General features: G+C 33.7%; 13 protein-coding genes and 1 tRNA gene. 8 read left to right on the plus strand and 6 right to left on the minus strand.

Features of this window, described 5'->3' with window-relative positions; all coding sequences use genetic code 11:
• The first annotated feature begins 126 nt into the window (after nt 1–126).
• Genes ACVBED_RS10610 through hemE form a run of 5 tightly spaced genes read left to right on the plus strand, consistent with a single transcriptional unit; the run spans nt 127 to nt 5,864 of the window.
• Nucleotides 127–1,923, plus strand: coding sequence for a DUF885 domain-containing protein (locus ACVBED_RS10610; protein WP_473094984.1), 1,797 nt, complete (start codon nt 127–129; stop codon nt 1,921–1,923).
• A 16-nt stretch (nt 1,924–1,939) separates the two neighbouring features.
• Complete coding sequence (locus ACVBED_RS10615; protein ID WP_447120250.1) at nt 1,940–3,778, plus strand: PAS domain-containing protein; 1,839 nt, start codon at nt 1,940–1,942, stop codon at nt 3,776–3,778.
• Nucleotides 3,778–4,131 (plus strand): response regulator, encoded by a 354-nt coding sequence (locus tag ACVBED_RS10620; protein WP_447120251.1) that lies wholly within the window; start codon nt 3,778–3,780, stop codon nt 4,129–4,131. Before ACVBED_RS10615 ends, ACVBED_RS10620 begins: the two co-directional genes overlap by 1 nt.
• A gap of 11 nt (nt 4,132–4,142) precedes the next feature.
• Nucleotides 4,143–4,829, plus strand: a complete 687-nt coding sequence (locus ACVBED_RS10625; protein WP_447120252.1) for a uroporphyrinogen-III synthase — start codon at nt 4,143–4,145, stop codon at nt 4,827–4,829.
• Nucleotides 4,830–4,835: 6 nt separating this feature from the next.
• Complete coding sequence (hemE, locus tag ACVBED_RS10630) at nt 4,836–5,864, plus strand: uroporphyrinogen decarboxylase (RefSeq protein WP_447120253.1); 1,029 nt, start codon at nt 4,836–4,838, stop codon at nt 5,862–5,864.
• Nucleotides 5,865–5,912: 48 nt separating this feature from the next.
• On the opposite strand, the gene ACVBED_RS10635 is transcribed toward hemE, so the two are convergent.
• From ACVBED_RS10635 to ACVBED_RS10645, 3 genes are all read right to left on the minus strand, one after another.
• Entirely contained in the window at nt 5,913–6,527 is a 615-nt protein-coding gene (locus ACVBED_RS10635) for a hypothetical protein (RefSeq protein WP_473094985.1), read from the minus strand.
• Nucleotides 6,528–6,603: 76 nt separating this feature from the next.
• A complete protein-coding gene (locus ACVBED_RS10640) occupies nt 6,604–7,830 on the minus strand; it encodes a cysteine desulfurase (RefSeq protein ID WP_473094986.1) in 1,227 nt (408 codons plus the stop codon).
• Between the two features lie 170 nt (nt 7,831–8,000).
• Nucleotides 8,001–9,542, minus strand: coding sequence for a glycine--tRNA ligase (locus tag ACVBED_RS10645; protein WP_473094987.1), 1,542 nt, complete (start codon nt 9,540–9,542; stop codon nt 8,001–8,003).
• A 222-nt stretch (nt 9,543–9,764) separates the two neighbouring features.
• Here ACVBED_RS10645 and ACVBED_RS10650 point away from each other — a divergent pair, with 222 nt between their 5' ends.
• On the plus strand, nt 9,765–11,006 hold the full coding sequence (locus ACVBED_RS10650) for a bifunctional folylpolyglutamate synthase/dihydrofolate synthase (protein ID WP_447120256.1): 1,242 nt from the start codon (nt 9,765–9,767) through the stop codon (nt 11,004–11,006).
• Between the two features lie 42 nt (nt 11,007–11,048).
• Nucleotides 11,049–11,123 (plus strand) — tRNA-Val (locus tag ACVBED_RS10655).
• 61 nt (nt 11,124–11,184) lie between these two features.
• Here ACVBED_RS10655 and ACVBED_RS10660 read toward each other — a convergent pair.
• Genes ACVBED_RS10660 through ACVBED_RS10670 form a run of 3 tightly spaced genes read right to left on the minus strand, consistent with a single transcriptional unit; the run spans nt 11,185 to nt 13,687 of the window.
• Complete coding sequence (locus ACVBED_RS10660) at nt 11,185–12,150, minus strand: glycosyltransferase family 9 protein (RefSeq protein ID WP_473094988.1); 966 nt, start codon at nt 12,148–12,150, stop codon at nt 11,185–11,187.
• Nucleotides 12,147–12,566: a SufE family protein gene (locus ACVBED_RS10665; RefSeq protein ID WP_447120257.1), complete on the minus strand. Its 420-nt coding sequence runs from the start codon at nt 12,564–12,566 to the stop codon at nt 12,147–12,149. Before ACVBED_RS10665 ends, ACVBED_RS10660 begins: the two co-directional genes overlap by 4 nt.
• A gap of 23 nt (nt 12,567–12,589) precedes the next feature.
• Nucleotides 12,590–13,687 (minus strand): glycosyltransferase, encoded by a 1,098-nt coding sequence (locus ACVBED_RS10670; protein ID WP_447120258.1) that lies wholly within the window; start codon nt 13,685–13,687, stop codon nt 12,590–12,592.
• 198 nt (nt 13,688–13,885) lie between these two features.
• Between ACVBED_RS10670 and ACVBED_RS10675 the strand changes: the two genes are divergently transcribed.
• Nucleotides 13,886–16,408 (plus strand): ATP-dependent Clp protease ATP-binding subunit, encoded by a 2,523-nt coding sequence (locus ACVBED_RS10675; protein WP_447120259.1) that lies wholly within the window; start codon nt 13,886–13,888, stop codon nt 16,406–16,408.
• Nucleotides 16,409–16,492 lie beyond the last annotated feature (84 nt).

Consider the following 16,492-nt stretch of genomic DNA (forward strand, 5'->3'; position numbering starts at 1 on the left):
TATTAAAATGTATGTAGCAAAGATAAAAAATCCATTGACACAGAGAAACTTTTTATTTTTTTAGATCTTGTAAAAATAATCAGATTAAATTATAAATTGAGTACTTTTGTTTAAATATCAAAATGTATGTTTAAACACGCTTTAAAGTTCATCTCGCTTTTAATACTTGGTTGTTTTTTAACGAATTGTGAGAAAGAAAAAAGTAAGATATTAACGGAAAAAACAGCTTCAATAGACAGTATCGCTTCTCACTATTATGAAGATTTTTTAAAATTACATCCGATAGATGCAACTGCTCAAGGTGATAATCGTTTTAATGATCAGCTTCCAATTAACATCTCTAAAGACCAGATTTCGAAAGAAATTAACCTTTATAATGAATACCAAAACGAAATTAAAACGGTAGATTATAAAAGTTTATCTGATGATAAAAAAGTTGTTTATGATGTTTTAGATTATGAAATAAAAGATAAAATTGAGGGTTTTGCGTATCATCCAGAGTTGATTCCTTTCACACAATTTGGTGGCTTGCCTTTAGATTTTCCGCTTTTGGGAAGCGGGGCCGGAAACCAACCTTTTAAAACTGCTAAAGATTACGATAATTGGCTAAAAAGAGTTGATCTTTTTGCTGTTTGGATGGATTCTGCTCAAAGTAATTTCCGACAAGGTGAAAAAACGGGTTTTGTTTTACCCAAAAAACTGGTATTGAAAATGATACCTCAGTTGCGTGCCGCAGAAATCACTAGCACGGATATGAAAAAAAATATTTTTTACGGTCCAATTAAATATTTACCAAAAGGTTTTTCTTCGGCAGATAAAAATAAATATTCTAAACTTTACCAAGAAGCAATTAATTCTAAAATAATTCCCTCTTATACAAAAATGGCAGATTTTCTAGAAAAAGAATACTTGCCAAAAGCTAGAACTACAGATGGTTATAATGGCCTGCCAAACGGAAGTGCTATTTATAGTTATTATGTGAAAAGCTGGACTACTACTCAAAAAACACCCGCAGAAATTAATAAATTAGGTTTAGATCAGGTGGCTATGTTGCGCATTGAAATGGAAAAAGTAAAAACACAGGTTGGTTTTAAAGGAACATTAGAACAGTTTTTAAACTTTGAAAAAAGTGATAAAAAAGCAATGCCTTATAAAACTAGCAAAGAAATAATCGCTGCTTTTAATGGAATTTTGACGAAGATCACGCCGGGTTTAAAAACCATGTTTAACGTGACGCCAAAAACACCTTTTGAAATTCGGCAAACTGAAAAATTTCGAGAAGCTACTGCCAGTGCGGAATATATGCAAGGAACGCCCGATGGAAAAAGACCGGGGATTTTTTACATCCCAATTCCCGATCCAACGAAATTTAATGTGACTTCCGGTATGGAATCTTTGTTTTTACACGAAGCAATTCCGGGGCATCATTATCAAATTTCATTACAGCAAGAAAATTTAAAACTACCAAAATTTATGCGTTTTGGGTGGCTTGGCGCTTACGGCGAAGGTTGGGCACATTACTGCGAAACATTAGGACCAGAATTCGGACTTTACACTGATCCATATCAAAAATTAGGTTATTTAAGTGATCAAATGTTGCGTGCCGTGAGACTTGTGATTGACACAGGAATTCATACAGGGAAAATGACACGTGAAGAAGCTATTAAATATTTTTTAGATAATGTGGCATATGATGAAGCTGGTGCAACGGCCGAAGTGGAAAGGTATATGGCAGTTCCGGGGCAGGCGTTGGGTTACAAAATCGGATCTCTAAAAATCCGCGAACTTCGGACGACTTATGAGAAATCTTTAGGTAGTAAATTTAATCTTGCGAAATTTCACGATGAAGTATTAAGCCAGGGTTGTCTGCCACTTGATGTTTTAGACAGAAAGATGAAAAATTGGTCTGAGAGACAAAAATAAAACCCTTATTTATTAGATGAATGATTCTAAACCTTTATCAATGGATCCAGATTATTTGATGGGAGATATTCCCTTCGGAGTTTGTTTATTAGACGGTGATTTCGAAATTTTAGATGCTAATGAAAAGTGGCTGGAAATAACTACTGCTGACAAGAGCGAAATCGTTGGCAAAAAACTTTCAGAGGTTTTCCCAGAAATTAAAAAAAATCTCTCTAGCTTTTTAGTAGAAATTGCTGGTAGAAAAAAGCCATTCCACTGCCACGAATTTCCAATTTCTTTCGGGAAAGATGCCCTTGCTGTAGTACGCAATTATAATTTTATCTATTATCCTGTTTTTAATTCTAAGGATGAACCAGAGCATTTCTGTTCTATAGCAATAGAAACTCCTGATATGGTTGGTCTTAAAGATCAACTTACAAAAAGTGAAGAGCGATTGCGTTTGGCAACTGAAAGCAACAATATTTCTACCTGGGATTTAGATTTAAATAGCTCTCAAATTTACCATTCCGCTGCTTTATCAAAAATTTTTGGATATAACGAAGAGTATTTGATTACACAATTGGAAATGCGTAATCACGTTATTCAAGAGGATAAACCGCTCTTAGATGCCGCGTTAGTGAATGCCTTTAACAATGGGATCTATAGTTTTGACGGCAGAATAAAGGATGCAAAGGGTGAAATAAAGTGGATAAGCAGCCGCGGTAAAATATTTTTTGATGAAAGTAGAAAGCCCAGCAGAATGGTCGGCGTACTTCAAGACATATCTGAAAGGAAAAATTTAGAAAAAGAAATTGAAGATCGGGAAATACGTTATAAATTTTTAGCTGATGCCATGCCGCAGTTCATTTGGATTGGTAACTCGGAAGGAAAACTAAATTATTTTAATCAATCAGTTTACGACTTTAGTGGTAAAACTGAAGAAGATTTTCTGTCTGATTTCGGATGGTTGCAAATAGTTCATCCAGATGATCGGGCGAAAAATATAGAATTTTGGACTAACAGTGTAAAAAACAAATCTACTTTTACCTTTGAGCATCGTTTCCAAAATAAAAATGGGGATTTTAAATGGATGTTAAGTAGGGCTGTTCCAGATTTTGATGATTACGGAAATGTAAAACACTGGGTGGGAACAAGCACTGATATTGATGAAATTAAAAAGCAGGAATATCAGAAAAATGACTTTATTAAGATGGCTAATCATGAGTTAAAAACACCAATTACCACAATAAAAGGATATGTACAATTGCTAAAGAAAATGCGTGGTAATAGTGATGACCTGTTTTTAAATAACTCACTAAATACAATAGAAAATCAAGTTAATAAATTAAATAATTTAATTGGCGACTTACTTGATATTTCGCGCATGGAAGATGGTAATTTACCTTTGGTAAGACGTCCTTTTTCTCTAATAAAACTGGTTACGGAAACTATTGAAGATATTAAAGCAGCGGACGAAAGTCACGAAATAAAATTTATATTGAACTGCGATACCGACGTTGAGGTTAATGCCGATAAAGAGAGAATAACCCAAGTTTTAAATAATCTTTTGACAAACGCCATAAAATATGCACCAAATTCTAAAATTATAAACGTGGAACTTAGTGTAGAGAATAACCAAGTGGTAGTTTGCGTAGAAGATTTTGGAATAGGAATGAATCGGGAAGAATTATCCAGGATTTTTGAACGGTTTTATAGGGTTTCAGGTGAAGATGAAGAAACTTTTCCCGGTTTCGGCATTGGTTTATTTATAGTAAAAGATATCTTAAACAGACACAAAGGAAACATTTGGGTAGAAAGTGAGAAACAAAAAGGATCCAAGTTTTATTTTTCATTACCTTTAAATAAAAAAAACTGATGAGTATCGTAATTATTGATGACAATAAGGATATTTGTGATTTACTTTTAAACATACTCCTTTCGGAAGGCTTAGAAGCAACTATTTGCAGCAACCCGCTGGAAGCTAAAGAGCTTATCAATAAAGTAAATCCCCAACTTATCATTACAGATATGCTTATGAGTGGTGTTGACGGTAGAACTTTGGCTAAAGAAATTAAAATCGATCCAAACACAAAAGATATTAAAATAATGATGATGTCTGCACATCCCGATGCGCAAAAAGACAGTGAGAACATCGGCATTGATGACTTTCTTGCTAAACCTTTTGACATTGATCATTTAGTGCAAAAAGTTCAAAATCTACTGCAATAAAAATTATCACAATGACAATTGTATTTACAAAGAAAATCGTTGAACAGCAGGTAATTGATAAATTGAATAAAAATATTAAACCTGCATTCTTAGACGTTTTAAATTTTAAAATTAAAACGCTAAAGACTTTCCCATTACACAGCAAATCCCTAATATTTACTAGTGTAAACGGGGTTGAAGCTTTCTTCCAAAATCAATTTTTACCAAGAGAAAATTTCACAATTTCACCTTATAATAAAATATATTGTGTTGGGATGAAGACAAAATTGAAAATCAAACAGTTTGGTTTTGGTGTTTTTAAAACATTAAAAAATGCGAAAGACTTATGTGAGTTTATTATTGAGAAGAGTAACAGAGAAGATTTTTTACACTTCTGTGGCAATTTTACTTTAGATATTTTAGACGAAAAATTACCACTGCAAAGTATAAAATATCAAAAAATAGAATGTTACGAAACAGAATTACTTTATCCTAAAACTCAAAAGAAATTTGATGCTTTAGTTTTTTTTAGTCCGAGCGGAGTTCGTAGTTTTGCAAAACATAATTCTTTGGAACATACTACGCTGTTTTCTATTGGCGATACAACTTCCGCAGAAATAAAAAAATTAACACAACAGAAAATAATCACCAGTAAAGATCCAAATTTAAACTCTTTGCTAATTTTGATTAATGATAAATTTAAAGCAACTACTGCTTAATAAAACATGATAAAAAACGATCTTTATATCCGCGCACTGAAAGGAGAAACTGTAGAAAGACCGCCTGTTTGGATGATGCGACAAGCCGGAAGATTTTTACCAGAATTTCGTGCTTTGAGAGATAACTATGATTTTTTTACCCGCTGTCAAACGCCGGAATTAGCCTCAGAAATAACGATGATGCCGATTCGAAGATATCCTTTAGACGCAGCCATTTTATTTTCAGATATTTTAGTAATTCCACAAGCGATGGGAATGGATTTCGAAATGCGTGAAGGCGTTGGACCGTGGCTAGAAAATCCGATCCATACTTTAGAACAGGTTCAAAATATTGAAGTTCCGAATGTTGATGATACTTTGGGCTATGTTTTTGATGCTATTGAACTGACTTTGATAAAATTAGACAATGATATTCCGTTAATTGGTTTTGCAGGAAGTCCGTGGACGATTTTATGCTATTGTGTGGAAGGACAAGGTTCTAAAACCTTTGATAAAGCCAAAGTATTTTGTTTTCAAAATCCAGAAGCCGCACATTTATTGTTGCAAAAAATTACGGATACAACGATTGCTTATTTGAAACGAAAAGTGGAAAAAGGCGTTTCTGCCGTTCAGGTTTTTGATTCTTGGGGCGGAATGTTGTCGCCGCAAGATTATCAGGAATTTTCCTGGCCTTATATTAATCAAATTGTAGAAGCGCTTGCAGATCTTTCGCCAGTTGTCGTTTTCGGTAAAGGTTGTTGGTTTGCGTTGGAAGAAATGACTTTGTCTAAAGCCTCTGCGTTAGGCGTAGATTGGACGATTACGCCAGAAAATGCCAGAAAATTAACCGGAAATAATATCACTTTACAGGGAAATTTTGATCCTTCAAGGTTACTTTCGCCGCCAGAAACAATTAAAAAAATGGTAACCGAGATGATCAACCGTTTTGGAAAAGACAAATACATTGCTAATCTCGGCCACGGAATTTTACCAAATATTCCGCTGGAAAATGCGGAAGCGTTTATTAGAGCGGTGGTGGATTGGAAAGAAAATTAGAAATTATTTTAAACCTTTGAAATCTTTAAAATTTCGAGGTTTATTGTATTATTTTAAATTCAAAGTAACAGGCAACCTATATCTGGATCTCACTCCAAATCCATTTTGACACGTAACTGTCCATTTTTTCTCTACGTCGTAAATCATTAACTCTACATTCTTATTAAAATTTTCATTATTTCCAACAGCATTTACTTCTTCGACATTTCCGTCTGCAGTGACTACAAAAGAAACAACGCTTTTTAATAGATTATCTGTAACATTTCCATAATCATCAGATTTAACATTTTTTGAATAGGTTGGTTTATAAGAAGAAATATTTGGTTTAATATTCGGCAAAACAATTTGTTCGTATTTATTACACCTACTTTTAACCTCATCTCTTTTTTCCTTTTTCTCCTTTTCTTCTGCAATTTTTATTTTTTCAAGTTGCGCGTAGTTATATATTTTTAAATCATTAGAAATATCTCTTTCTTTTTCTGCCATTATTTTATTTCTTTCTCTTTTAGATAAATTTGAAAGCGAATCTTTCGCTTTCTTTTGATAATTCACTAAAATAGAATCATACTTTTTATTGACTTTTATTAGTTCTATAACTTCTGCCCTTTGCGCTTTGACACCAATAAATAAAAAGCAAATAAAAGCCAACAAGATTTTTTTCATAAAGTAAAATTTTGTCAAATATAAAATAATTGTAAATATTTAAATCTGCGTCATCTGCAAAATCTGCGAGAGCAAATTACGAAAGCATTTTCTGCGCTTTTCTCACACCTTCCACCAAAACATCAATCTCTTCAAAAGTATTATAAACCGCAAAACTCGCACGAACTGTTCCCGCAATATTGAAATAGTTCATAATTGGTTGCGTGCAATGATGACCGGTTCTCACCGCAATTCCAAGTTTATCTAAAATCATCCCGACGTCAGAAGCAATGCCAATTCCTTCTAAATTAAAAGAAATAACGCCCGTTCTTTTGGCTTTTTCGCCATAAATTTTTAAGCCTTCAATCTCTAGCAATTTCTTCTGACCGTAGTCTAAAAGTTCATTTTCATGCATTTGAATATTTGCAATTCCTATCTCATTCATAAAATCTACACCTGCGCCCAACGCAATATTTCCACCAACATTAGGTGTTCCTGCTTCAAATTTAAACGGCAACCCAGCGTAAGTGGTTTTCTCAAAAGTGCAAATTGCAATCATTTCGCCACCGCCGTGAAAAGGCTGTAATTTTTCTAAAATTTCTTCTTTGCCATATAAAATTCCCGTTCCCATCGGCGCATAAATTTTATGTCCTGAGAATACGAAAAAATCACAATCCATTTTTTGAACATCAATTTCAAAATGAACGACAGATTGCGCGCCATCAATTAAAATGTAAGCAGAAGATTTTTTTCGGACTTTTTTAATAATTTCTTCAATCGGATTTATAACACCCAAGGCGTTAGAAACCTGATTAACAGAGACTATTTTTGTTTTCTCAGAAAGCCAGGAATTTAAAACATCTATTTGCAAAATGCCGCTTTCATCCATTGGAATGACGCGTAATTTTGCCCCGGTTCTTTCACAAAGCATTTGCCACGGAACAATATTCGAATGGTGTTCGAGATAAGAAATAATGATTTCATCATCTTTTTTTACCCAATTTGAATTCCCTAAAGCGTAAGCAATCAGATTAATCCCTTCCGTTGTTCCTTTGGTAAAAATAACTTCATAATCATTTTTAGCATTGATAAATTTCTGAATTTTTTGCCGAGACAATTCCATTTCAGCTGTTGCCAATTGGCTTAAAGTATGAATGCCGCGGTGAACATTGGCGTTGATTTCCTTGTAGTATTTTTCCCAAACATTTAATACAGAAAGTGGCTTTTGAGAGGTTGCCGCGTTATCTAAATAGACTAATTGTTTTCCGTTAATTTTCTGATTTAGAATAGGAAACTGGTTTCTGATATGTTGTAAATCTAACATTGTAATTGATCAATTTTATTAAAAAAGTTCCAAAGAATTTCTTATTATTTAGAACAAATCAAATTTACGTAATATATTTCTCAAAACTGAATGGCTTAAACCTGAGATTTATAGGTTTTTAGCAAAAAAAAATCCCGAACAGCGTTCAGGATTTAATTATTAATATTTTTCTAAATCTTACTTAAAAGCGTTCTAAAATTAACCTTTTCATCAATAATTCTTCTCAAATCTGCAACAGGCACTCTTTCCTGTTTCATCGTATCGCGGTCACGAATTGTGACGGTATTATCAACTAAAGAATCATGATCAATTGTAATACAGAAAGGCGTTCCAAGCGCATCATTTCTACGGTAGCGTTTTCCGATGCTGTCTTTTTCTTCGTAAATAAGATTAAAATCAAATTTCAGATCATCGAAAATTTTCTCTGCATATTCACCCAAACCGTCTTTTTTCATTAAAGGTAAAATTGCTGCTTTCACAGGCGCTAAAGCTGGTGGAAGTGCTAAAACTGTCCGTTCGGAACCATCTTCCAAAACCTCATCTTTTAATGAATTTGAGAAAATCGCTAAAAATAAGCGGTCTAAACCAACAGAAGTTTCAACCACATAAGGGACATAACTTTCGTTTCTTTCGTTATCAAAATACTGTAATTTTTTACCGGAATGTTTTTCGTGCGCCGATAAATCAAAATCTGTTCGCGAGTGAATTCCCTCTAATTCTTTAAAACCAAAAGGAAATTTAAACTCAATATCTGCTGCTGCATTGGCGTAATGCGCCAATTTCTCATGGTCATGAAATTTATAATTTTCTTTGCCTAAACCTAATGCCAAATGCCAGTTCAAGCGTTTTTGTTTCCATTCTTCATAAAAACTGAGTTCCGTTCCCGGCGGCACAAAATACTGCATTTCCATTTGTTCAAACTCACGCATTCTGAAAATAAACTGTCTTGCGACAATTTCATTTCTAAAGGCTTTCCCAATTTGAGCAATTCCGAAAGGTAATTTATGACGCGAAGTTTTTTGAACATTTAGATAATTAACAAAAATTCCCTGCGCCGTTTCCGGTCTTAAATATAAATCTGTCGCAGATTCTAAAGCAGCGCCCAATTTTGTCCCAAACATCAGATTAAACTGGCGAACTTCCGTCCAATTTTTAGAACCTGTATCTGGATCGGCGATTTCTAATTCTTCAATTAACGCTTTTACATCGGCTAAATTATTGTCCGTTAAAGACTTTGCCATTCTTTCCAAAATCGTTTTTTGCCTTTGTCTGTATTCTACAACTCTTGGATTAGTCGAAACAAATTCTTCTTCGTTAAAACTATCGCCAAATCGTTTCGAGGCTTTTTCAATTTCTTTTTGCGCTTTATCTTCTAATTTTGCACAATAATCTTCCAATAAAACATCCGCGCGAAAGCGTTTTTTAGAATCTTTATTATCAATTAATGGGTCACTAAAAGCATCAACGTGGCCAGAAGCCTTCCAAATTGAAGGGTGCATGAATATGGCAGAATCGATCCCTACAATGTTCTCATTCATCTGCACCATTGCTTTCCACCAATATTGTTTTATGTTATTTTTCAGTTCTACGCCATTTTGACCGTAATCATAAATCGCGGAAAGTCCGTCATAAATCTCACTCGAAGGAAATATAAAACCGTATTCTTTCGCGTGAGAAACCACCTTCTTAAAAACATCTTCTTGCTTTGCCATAATTATAAAATAAAGTGCAAAAATAGCGCTTTTTGAATTAATTTTTTTGGTAGGCGGGAATCAGCTTTTCGTTTTTATCTTTTTATCCGCCGCGCCTGCTAAAAATTATAACCACTGCAATCAGGGCTATTTACAATTTTGCTTCTTAATAAATCTTTACATCAGAACAATTATTTCAGTTAGTTATTGAATATCTTTGTATGGTTTAAAGAATTATTTCAAATGCTGAACGAAGATCGCTACCAGAAAGAATTAAACTGGCTTTTTGCACAATTGCCAAATTACCAAATTGTAGGTCAAACCGCCTATAAACCAGGTTTAGAAAACATCAAAAAACTATGTGATTTTTTCGGCAATCCACAAGACACTCTAAAAATGATCCATATTGGCGGAACTAATGGCAAAGGTTCAACTAGCAACATGCTTGCTTCGGTTTTACAAGAATCTGGTTATAAAGTTGGACTTTACACTTCGCCACATTTAGTCGATTTTAGGGAAAGAATTAAAATTAATGGCGAAAATTGTGATAAAGAATTTGTTTATCAATTCATCCAAAAATTGAAAAAATTACCACCGAAAATTCAACCTTCTTTTTTTGAGTTTACAACAATAATGGCTTTTGAGTATTTTAAAGAAAATAAAGTTGATTTCGCCGTCATTGAAGTTGGCTTGGGCGGAAGATTAGATTCTACAAATATTATAAACCCTTTAATTTGCGCTATCACAAATGTAGATCTGGATCATCAAAATCTTTTAGGAAATACAATTGCAGAAATTGCATTTGAAAAAGCGGGTATTATAAAAGAAAATATTCCAATTATTTCAGGTTCAGAAAACCCTGAAGTTTTTAAAATCTTAAAAGAAACGGCAGAAAAGAAAAATTCAGTGTTTACCGATGCTTCAATATTCACAAACAATTACAAATCAGATCTAACAGGAAATTACCAACAGAAAAATATAAAAGTTGTTGTAAAAGTTATTGAAGAGCTAAGAAAATTAAATATTGAAATTCCAGAAAGTTCTTTAGTCGAAGGGTTATTGAACGTCAAAAAAAATACCGGATTTTTAGGAAGATGGACCATATTTTCAGAAAACCCATTAACAATATTAGATACGGCGCATAATTTAGCGGGCTTAGAATTGGTTTTTAAGCAACTTGAAAAATTGGAGTTCAAAAAACATATTATTTTAGGATTTGTGAATGATAAGGTTTTAGATGATATTTTACAGATCTTACCCAAAAAAGAAAACTATTATTTTATTAAACCCAACGTTGAAAGGGGAAGAAATCCTGAGGAATATGAAGAAGACTTAAATAAATATGAAATAAACTTTAAAATCTTTAAAAATCTTTCCGACGCGTATTCATTTGCATTACAGAATATTAAAAAAAATGAAATGATTTATATTGGCGGAAGTAACTTCGTAGTGGGAGAATTTTTAGAAAAAATTTTGCAGAATTAAAATTTTGCTGTATGTTTGCAAAACCAAAAATGAAAAAAAGTGGGGCTCTTAGCTCAGTTGGTTCAGAGCATCTCGTTTACACCGAGAGGGTCGGGGGTTCGAATCCCTCAGGGCCCACAATTTTTAGAAAATCTCGTAGAAATATGAGATTTTTTTATGTTTAAATACCTTTAATCTTTTAAATTTTGTCTATTACTTTTTGAATGTTAAATTCATTAAGACAGGCATAATCTCCCCGGAAGCATTCTTTATCACCAAAGGTGGAGCATGGCCGGCAAGTTAAATCTACAACTTGAACGACATCATCACTTGATTGTCCGTAACCCAAAAAGCCCGCAAAAGGGTGCGTAGAAGCCCAAACAGAAATACACCTCGTCCCAACAAGACTTGCCAAATGCATATTAGCAGAATCCATAGAGATCATTACTTCTAAATTCGAAATAAGCGCTAATTCTTCTTCTAAACTTAATTCGCCGGCAATATTCTCAGTATTGAGTATTTCACCTTCCCAGTTTTTTAAAATATCTTTTTCTTCTGTGCCACCACCAAAAAGATGAATTTTATGCGTTTTCGCTAAAATTTTACAGATTTCATAGGACTTTTCTAATGGCAGCATTTTGCCCTTATGCTGCGCAAATGGCGCAAAACCAATTCCTTTTTTTTCAACTGATTTTACAAGATAATTATTTGAAAGTTTAACTGAAAAACCCATGTCCCGAAAAACGTCAGCATAACGCTCAAATGTCGTTTTTAACTGTTTTTTATCAAGGTTCCAAATATCAGTAAGATTCTCTTTTTCCTCTTTTCCTTTATCTATTTTATAAACTTTAAAATTTCGATTCGCGAAAAAAGTATTTAGTATTTTGGATCTTATAACGTCGTGTAAATCTGCTACATAATCAAAGTTGACATCTCTTAATAGTTCTTTCGAAAGACGTCTCATTCCAACGACACCTTTATAATCTTCCAGATTTATGCCTTGAAATCTCAGTCGGGGAATTTCTGCAAATAAAGCTTCGAAGTTTGTGCGGGTAACCATGATAATTTCCAGATCCTGGTTTTGCTCCAAAATTTCTTTAAAAACTGGAACCGTCATCGCAAGATCACCAAATGCAGAAAAACGATATGCTAAAACGCGCGTCATTTTTTTAATTGATAAGCAACGGCATAAAATTTTATTTGCTTCGTCATTGCCATTAAACCATTTGCTCTGGAAGGCGAGAGAAATTCCTGTAATCCGATTTGTGAAATAAACTCAAAATCTGAATTTAAAATTTCATTTGTAGTATGGCCGCTGTAAATACTAACTAATAGCGACGCGATCCCTTTTGGTAAAATTCCATCAGAATCTGCTTCAAACACTAATTTTTCGTCGTCAAAACGGGCATCTATCCAAACCTGAGATTGGCAACCTTTTATTAGATTACTTTCTATTTTTTTCTCTGGCGGCAAAGTCTTTAATTCTTTTCCTAAATCGATAATGTATTCATATTTCTGTTCCCAGTCTTCCAGAAAGGCAAATTCTGCTACAATCTCGTTTTGTTTTTCTTTAATGGTCATGATACAAAGTTATGAATTTAAGCTCAAAAATTTTCAACTTTTACTCTTTTGAAAAGGTTTTTTATTTTGGTTTCTTCTTCTTCCCAACATAAAATTTTTCCGGCAGTTTCTAATTCTTCTTTATAAAAATTCCTGCCGTTTGCTAAAACTGTTTTAATTTTTTCTGCAATGTTTTTAGCTTCATGGTTTTCTACTACTTCGCCAACATTAAATTGCTTTTTGATGCGCATCATTTCAGGGAAATTTATCATCACCAAAGGCACTTTTGCCTGAATATAATCTGAAACTTTATTGGGCAGAGAATAAAGATAACTCAAGCCACCATTTTCTTCTAAACTTAAACCAACATCTGCCATTCTGGTGATTTGTCGTAATTCGGCTGGTGATTTTTTGCCCAAAAACTGGACTTTATTTTCCAATTTATTCTTTAAAACAAAATCTTCATATTCTTTCCTTTTCGGTCCGTCTCCAATAATTTTAAATATGGCGTTGTCTAAATAATTCATTGCTTCAATGGCTTGCAGAATTCCTCTAGATTGATTGATGGCGCCTTGGTATAAAATGATTTTTGGATTATTTTTCGGGAATACAATGTCCTCCGTAATTTTTCTTGGGATGTTTCTGATCACGACTGGTTTTATTCCATATTCTTTTTGAAACCATTCAGCATAGCTTTCACTTTCCGTCATCATGTATTTGACTTTCGGAACTAATCTTTTCTCCAAAAATTTCCAGATTTTTTTTACAAATCTTCCTTGAAGCGATGGCATTTCTGTAAAAATCTCATGGCTGTCAAAAACCAAAGGAATATTTAATTTTTTTGAAACTAAATAATTCGGCCATAGTGCATCCAAGTCATTAGCCAACAAAATAGTTTCTGAAGTTGCTTTATTTAAAAGTTCCCGGTACAATTTGACTTGAAATTCTAAATACGCATATCGAAGTTTTTTTGATTTTAAAGTTATTATAGAAAAAGAATAAGGCCGCGTCATTTCCGGCGAACCTTCCCAATTGTTGCCAATTAAATCAATTTTATAACCTGCTTCCAGAAGTGTTTTACAAACTTTCTCAACCCGTTGGTCGGTATATAAATTGCTAAAGACACTCGCTAAAACTTTCATTAAAACATTTCGTTAAAATATTATCTAAGAAAAAATCTAATTAAGATAAAAAAATTGTGCTAAAATAGCTGATTACCAAACAAAACTACAAAAAAAATAAGTCATAAAGTCAGTTTAAGATTTTGGTAAAGTATTTGTAACTTTGATTCAAGTTACGGGCGAACTCGTCTTTAATTTAACAATTTCGATTTTAAATATATGAATAATAAATTTTCAACTGGTTTAAATGAAGTTTTTAGACACAGTAAAAGTGAAGCTAAAAGACTGCACAGTGAATTTCTAAATACAGAGCATTTTCTCTTAGGAATTATAGATTCTGAAAATTCTGCAAAAGAAATTCTTCGTAGTTTAAACGCTGATCTTACACAGATTAAAAGGAAAATAGAAACTATGACGGTTACTAATTCTAATCCTTTCTCAAATTCAGAGTCGGATAAGATCTCCTTTACAAAGTTAGCAGATCAAGCTATTAAAAGATCTGAACTAGAATGCCGCTTGTATAAAGCGGACGAAATAAATACCGTGCACCTTCTTCTTGGGATTTTATATAAATCCGAAGATCCTGCGACCAACATTTTGGATGCGTACGATATCGATTATGATAAAGTGTCGATGGAGTACAAAAGCATGCTCAAAAATTCTGGACAATTGCCAAAAGCAAGTGCTTATGATGATGATGAAGAGCGTGAAGAATTTGGTCAAATGCGGAAACCAACGGGAAATATTGGCTCCGGCAAAAGCAAAACGCCAACTTTAGATAATTTTGGTAGAGATCTTACATCATTAGCAAAAGATGGAAAACTAGATCCTGTCATTGGTCGTGAGAAAGAAATTGAACGCGTTTCGCAAATTTTATCTAGAAGAAAGAAAAATAATCCGCTTTTGATTGGTGAACCAGGCGTTGGTAAATCTGCTATTGCGGAAGGTTTAGCATTGCGAATTCAGCAAAAGAAAGTTTCCAGAGTTCTTTATGGCAAACGTGTGATTACTTTAGACCTTGCGAGTTTGGTTGCCGGAACAAAATACCGTGGACAATTTGAGGAACGGATGAAGGCAATTATGACGGAACTTGAAAAAAACAGAGATGTCATTTTGTTTATTGACGAATTGCACACCATTGTTGGCGCCGGCAGTTCTACAGGAAGTTTAGATGCTTCAAATATGTTCAAACCAGCTTTAGCTAGAGGTGAAATTCAATGTATCGGTGCCACAACTTTGGACGAATACAGACAATATATTGAGAAAGATGGCGCGTTAGAAAGACGTTTTCAAAAAGTAATGGTTGAACCAACCAACATTGAAGAAACCATTTTAATTTTAAATCAAATAAAAGATAAATATGAAGACCATCACAACGTAACTTACACAGATGAAGCCATAAATGCGTGTGTAACATTAACGGCGAGATATATTACAGATCGTTTTTTACCTGACAAAGCCATTGACGCGTTAGATGAAGCGGGTTCTAGAGTTTACATGAAAAACATGAAAGTTCCAGAAATAATTGTGGATCATGAGAAAAAAATTGATGAGATAAAGGAACTCAAACAAAAAGCAGTTAAAAAACAGGATTATCTGGAAGCCAGAAAATTAAAAGATGAAGAAGAGCGCTTACAAATGGAATTAAGCGTGGCACAGGAAAAATGGGATGAAGATATTAAAGAAAAGAAAGAACAAGTTACTGAGGAAAATGTGGCAGAAGTTGTTTCTATGATGAGCGGAATTCCAGTGACGAAAGTGGGGAAAAATGAGCTGGATAAATTGGCTCAAATGGATGCTAAACTTAACGGAAAAGTTATCGGTCAAGAAGAAGCGGTGAAAAAAGTGGTAAAGGCCATCCAAAGAAACCGCGCCGGATTGAAAGACCCAAACCGACCAATTGGAACGTTTATTTTCCTTGGAACAACGGGCGTTGGTAAAACTGAATTAGCGAAAGTAATGGCGCGGGAATTATTTGATTCTGATGAAGCATTAATCCGTATTGACATGAGTGAGTATATGGAAAAATTTGCGGTTTCACGTTTGGTTGGTGCGCCTCCGGGATATGTTGGGTATGAAGAAGGTGGGCAATTAACTGAAGCCATTAGAAGAAAACCTTACGCCGTTTTACTTTTAGATGAAATAGAAAAAGCGCATCCGGATGTATTTAATATTCTATTACAAATTTTAGATGAAGGTTTTGTAACAGACAGTTTAGGACGTAAAATTGATTTTAGAAATACGATCATTATTTTAACTTCAAACATCGGAACTAGAGATTTAAAAGATTTCGGTGACGGCGTTGGTTTTGGTACAAATGCTAAAAAATCTAATACCGACGCAAGAGCAAAAAGCACCATTGAAAGTGCTTTGAAGAAAGCCTTCGCACCCGAATTTCTAAATAGAATTGATGATGTGGTGATATTTAATAATCTTGAAAAGGAAGATATTGCTAAAATCATCGATTTAGAACTGGCAAAATTATACAGCCGTTTAGAAAAATTAAACTACCACGTGCAACTAACAGATGCCGCAAAAGAGTTTATTGGTGAGAAAGGTTGGGACAGAGATTTTGGCGCAAGACCTTTGAAACGTGCGATTCAAAAATACATCGAAGATTTATTGGCAGAAATGCTTGTGAATAAAAAACTTAAAGAAGGCGAAAGTGTCACTTTAGATGTCAATGAAGCGAAAGATGGTTTGGACGGTAAACCAGAAGCAATGAAAGAAAAAGTGAAATAAACTTTTAAATAAAGTGAAATCCCTTGTTAATGATCATTAACAAGGGGTTTTTTTGGTTAAATAATTTTATATTTTTTTTATCAA

Source organism: Halpernia sp. GG3, from assembly GCF_052976925.2.

Bases quoted from the DNA above. Each gene is read 5' to 3' on its own strand.
- ACVBED_RS10610 (WP_473094984.1), top strand. From the start codon at position 127: ATGTTTAAACACGCTTTAAAGTTCATCTCGCTTTTAATACTTGGTTGT.
- ACVBED_RS10615 (WP_447120250.1), top strand. From the start codon at position 1,940: ATGAATGATTCTAAACCTTTATCAATGGATCCAGATTATTTGATGGGA.
- ACVBED_RS10620 (WP_447120251.1), top strand. From the start codon at position 3,778: ATGAGTATCGTAATTATTGATGACAATAAGGATATTTGTGATTTACTT.
- ACVBED_RS10625 (WP_447120252.1), top strand. From the start codon at position 4,143: ATGACAATTGTATTTACAAAGAAAATCGTTGAACAGCAGGTAATTGAT.
- hemE (WP_447120253.1), top strand. From the start codon at position 4,836: ATGATAAAAAACGATCTTTATATCCGCGCACTGAAAGGAGAAACTGTA.
- ACVBED_RS10635 (WP_473094985.1), bottom strand. From the start codon at position 6,527: ATGAAAAAAATCTTGTTGGCTTTTATTTGCTTTTTATTTATTGGTGTC.
- ACVBED_RS10640 (WP_473094986.1), bottom strand. From the start codon at position 7,830: ATGTTAGATTTACAACATATCAGAAACCAGTTTCCTATTCTAAATCAG.
- ACVBED_RS10645 (WP_473094987.1), bottom strand. From the start codon at position 9,542: ATGGCAAAGCAAGAAGATGTTTTTAAGAAGGTGGTTTCTCACGCGAAA.
- ACVBED_RS10650 (WP_447120256.1), top strand. From the start codon at position 9,765: ATGCTGAACGAAGATCGCTACCAGAAAGAATTAAACTGGCTTTTTGCA.
- ACVBED_RS10660 (WP_473094988.1), bottom strand. From the start codon at position 12,150: ATGACGCGCGTTTTAGCATATCGTTTTTCTGCATTTGGTGATCTTGCG.
- ACVBED_RS10665 (WP_447120257.1), bottom strand. From the start codon at position 12,566: ATGACCATTAAAGAAAAACAAAACGAGATTGTAGCAGAATTTGCCTTT.
- ACVBED_RS10670 (WP_447120258.1), bottom strand. From the start codon at position 13,687: ATGAAAGTTTTAGCGAGTGTCTTTAGCAATTTATATACCGACCAACGG.
- ACVBED_RS10675 (WP_447120259.1), top strand. From the start codon at position 13,886: ATGAATAATAAATTTTCAACTGGTTTAAATGAAGTTTTTAGACACAGT.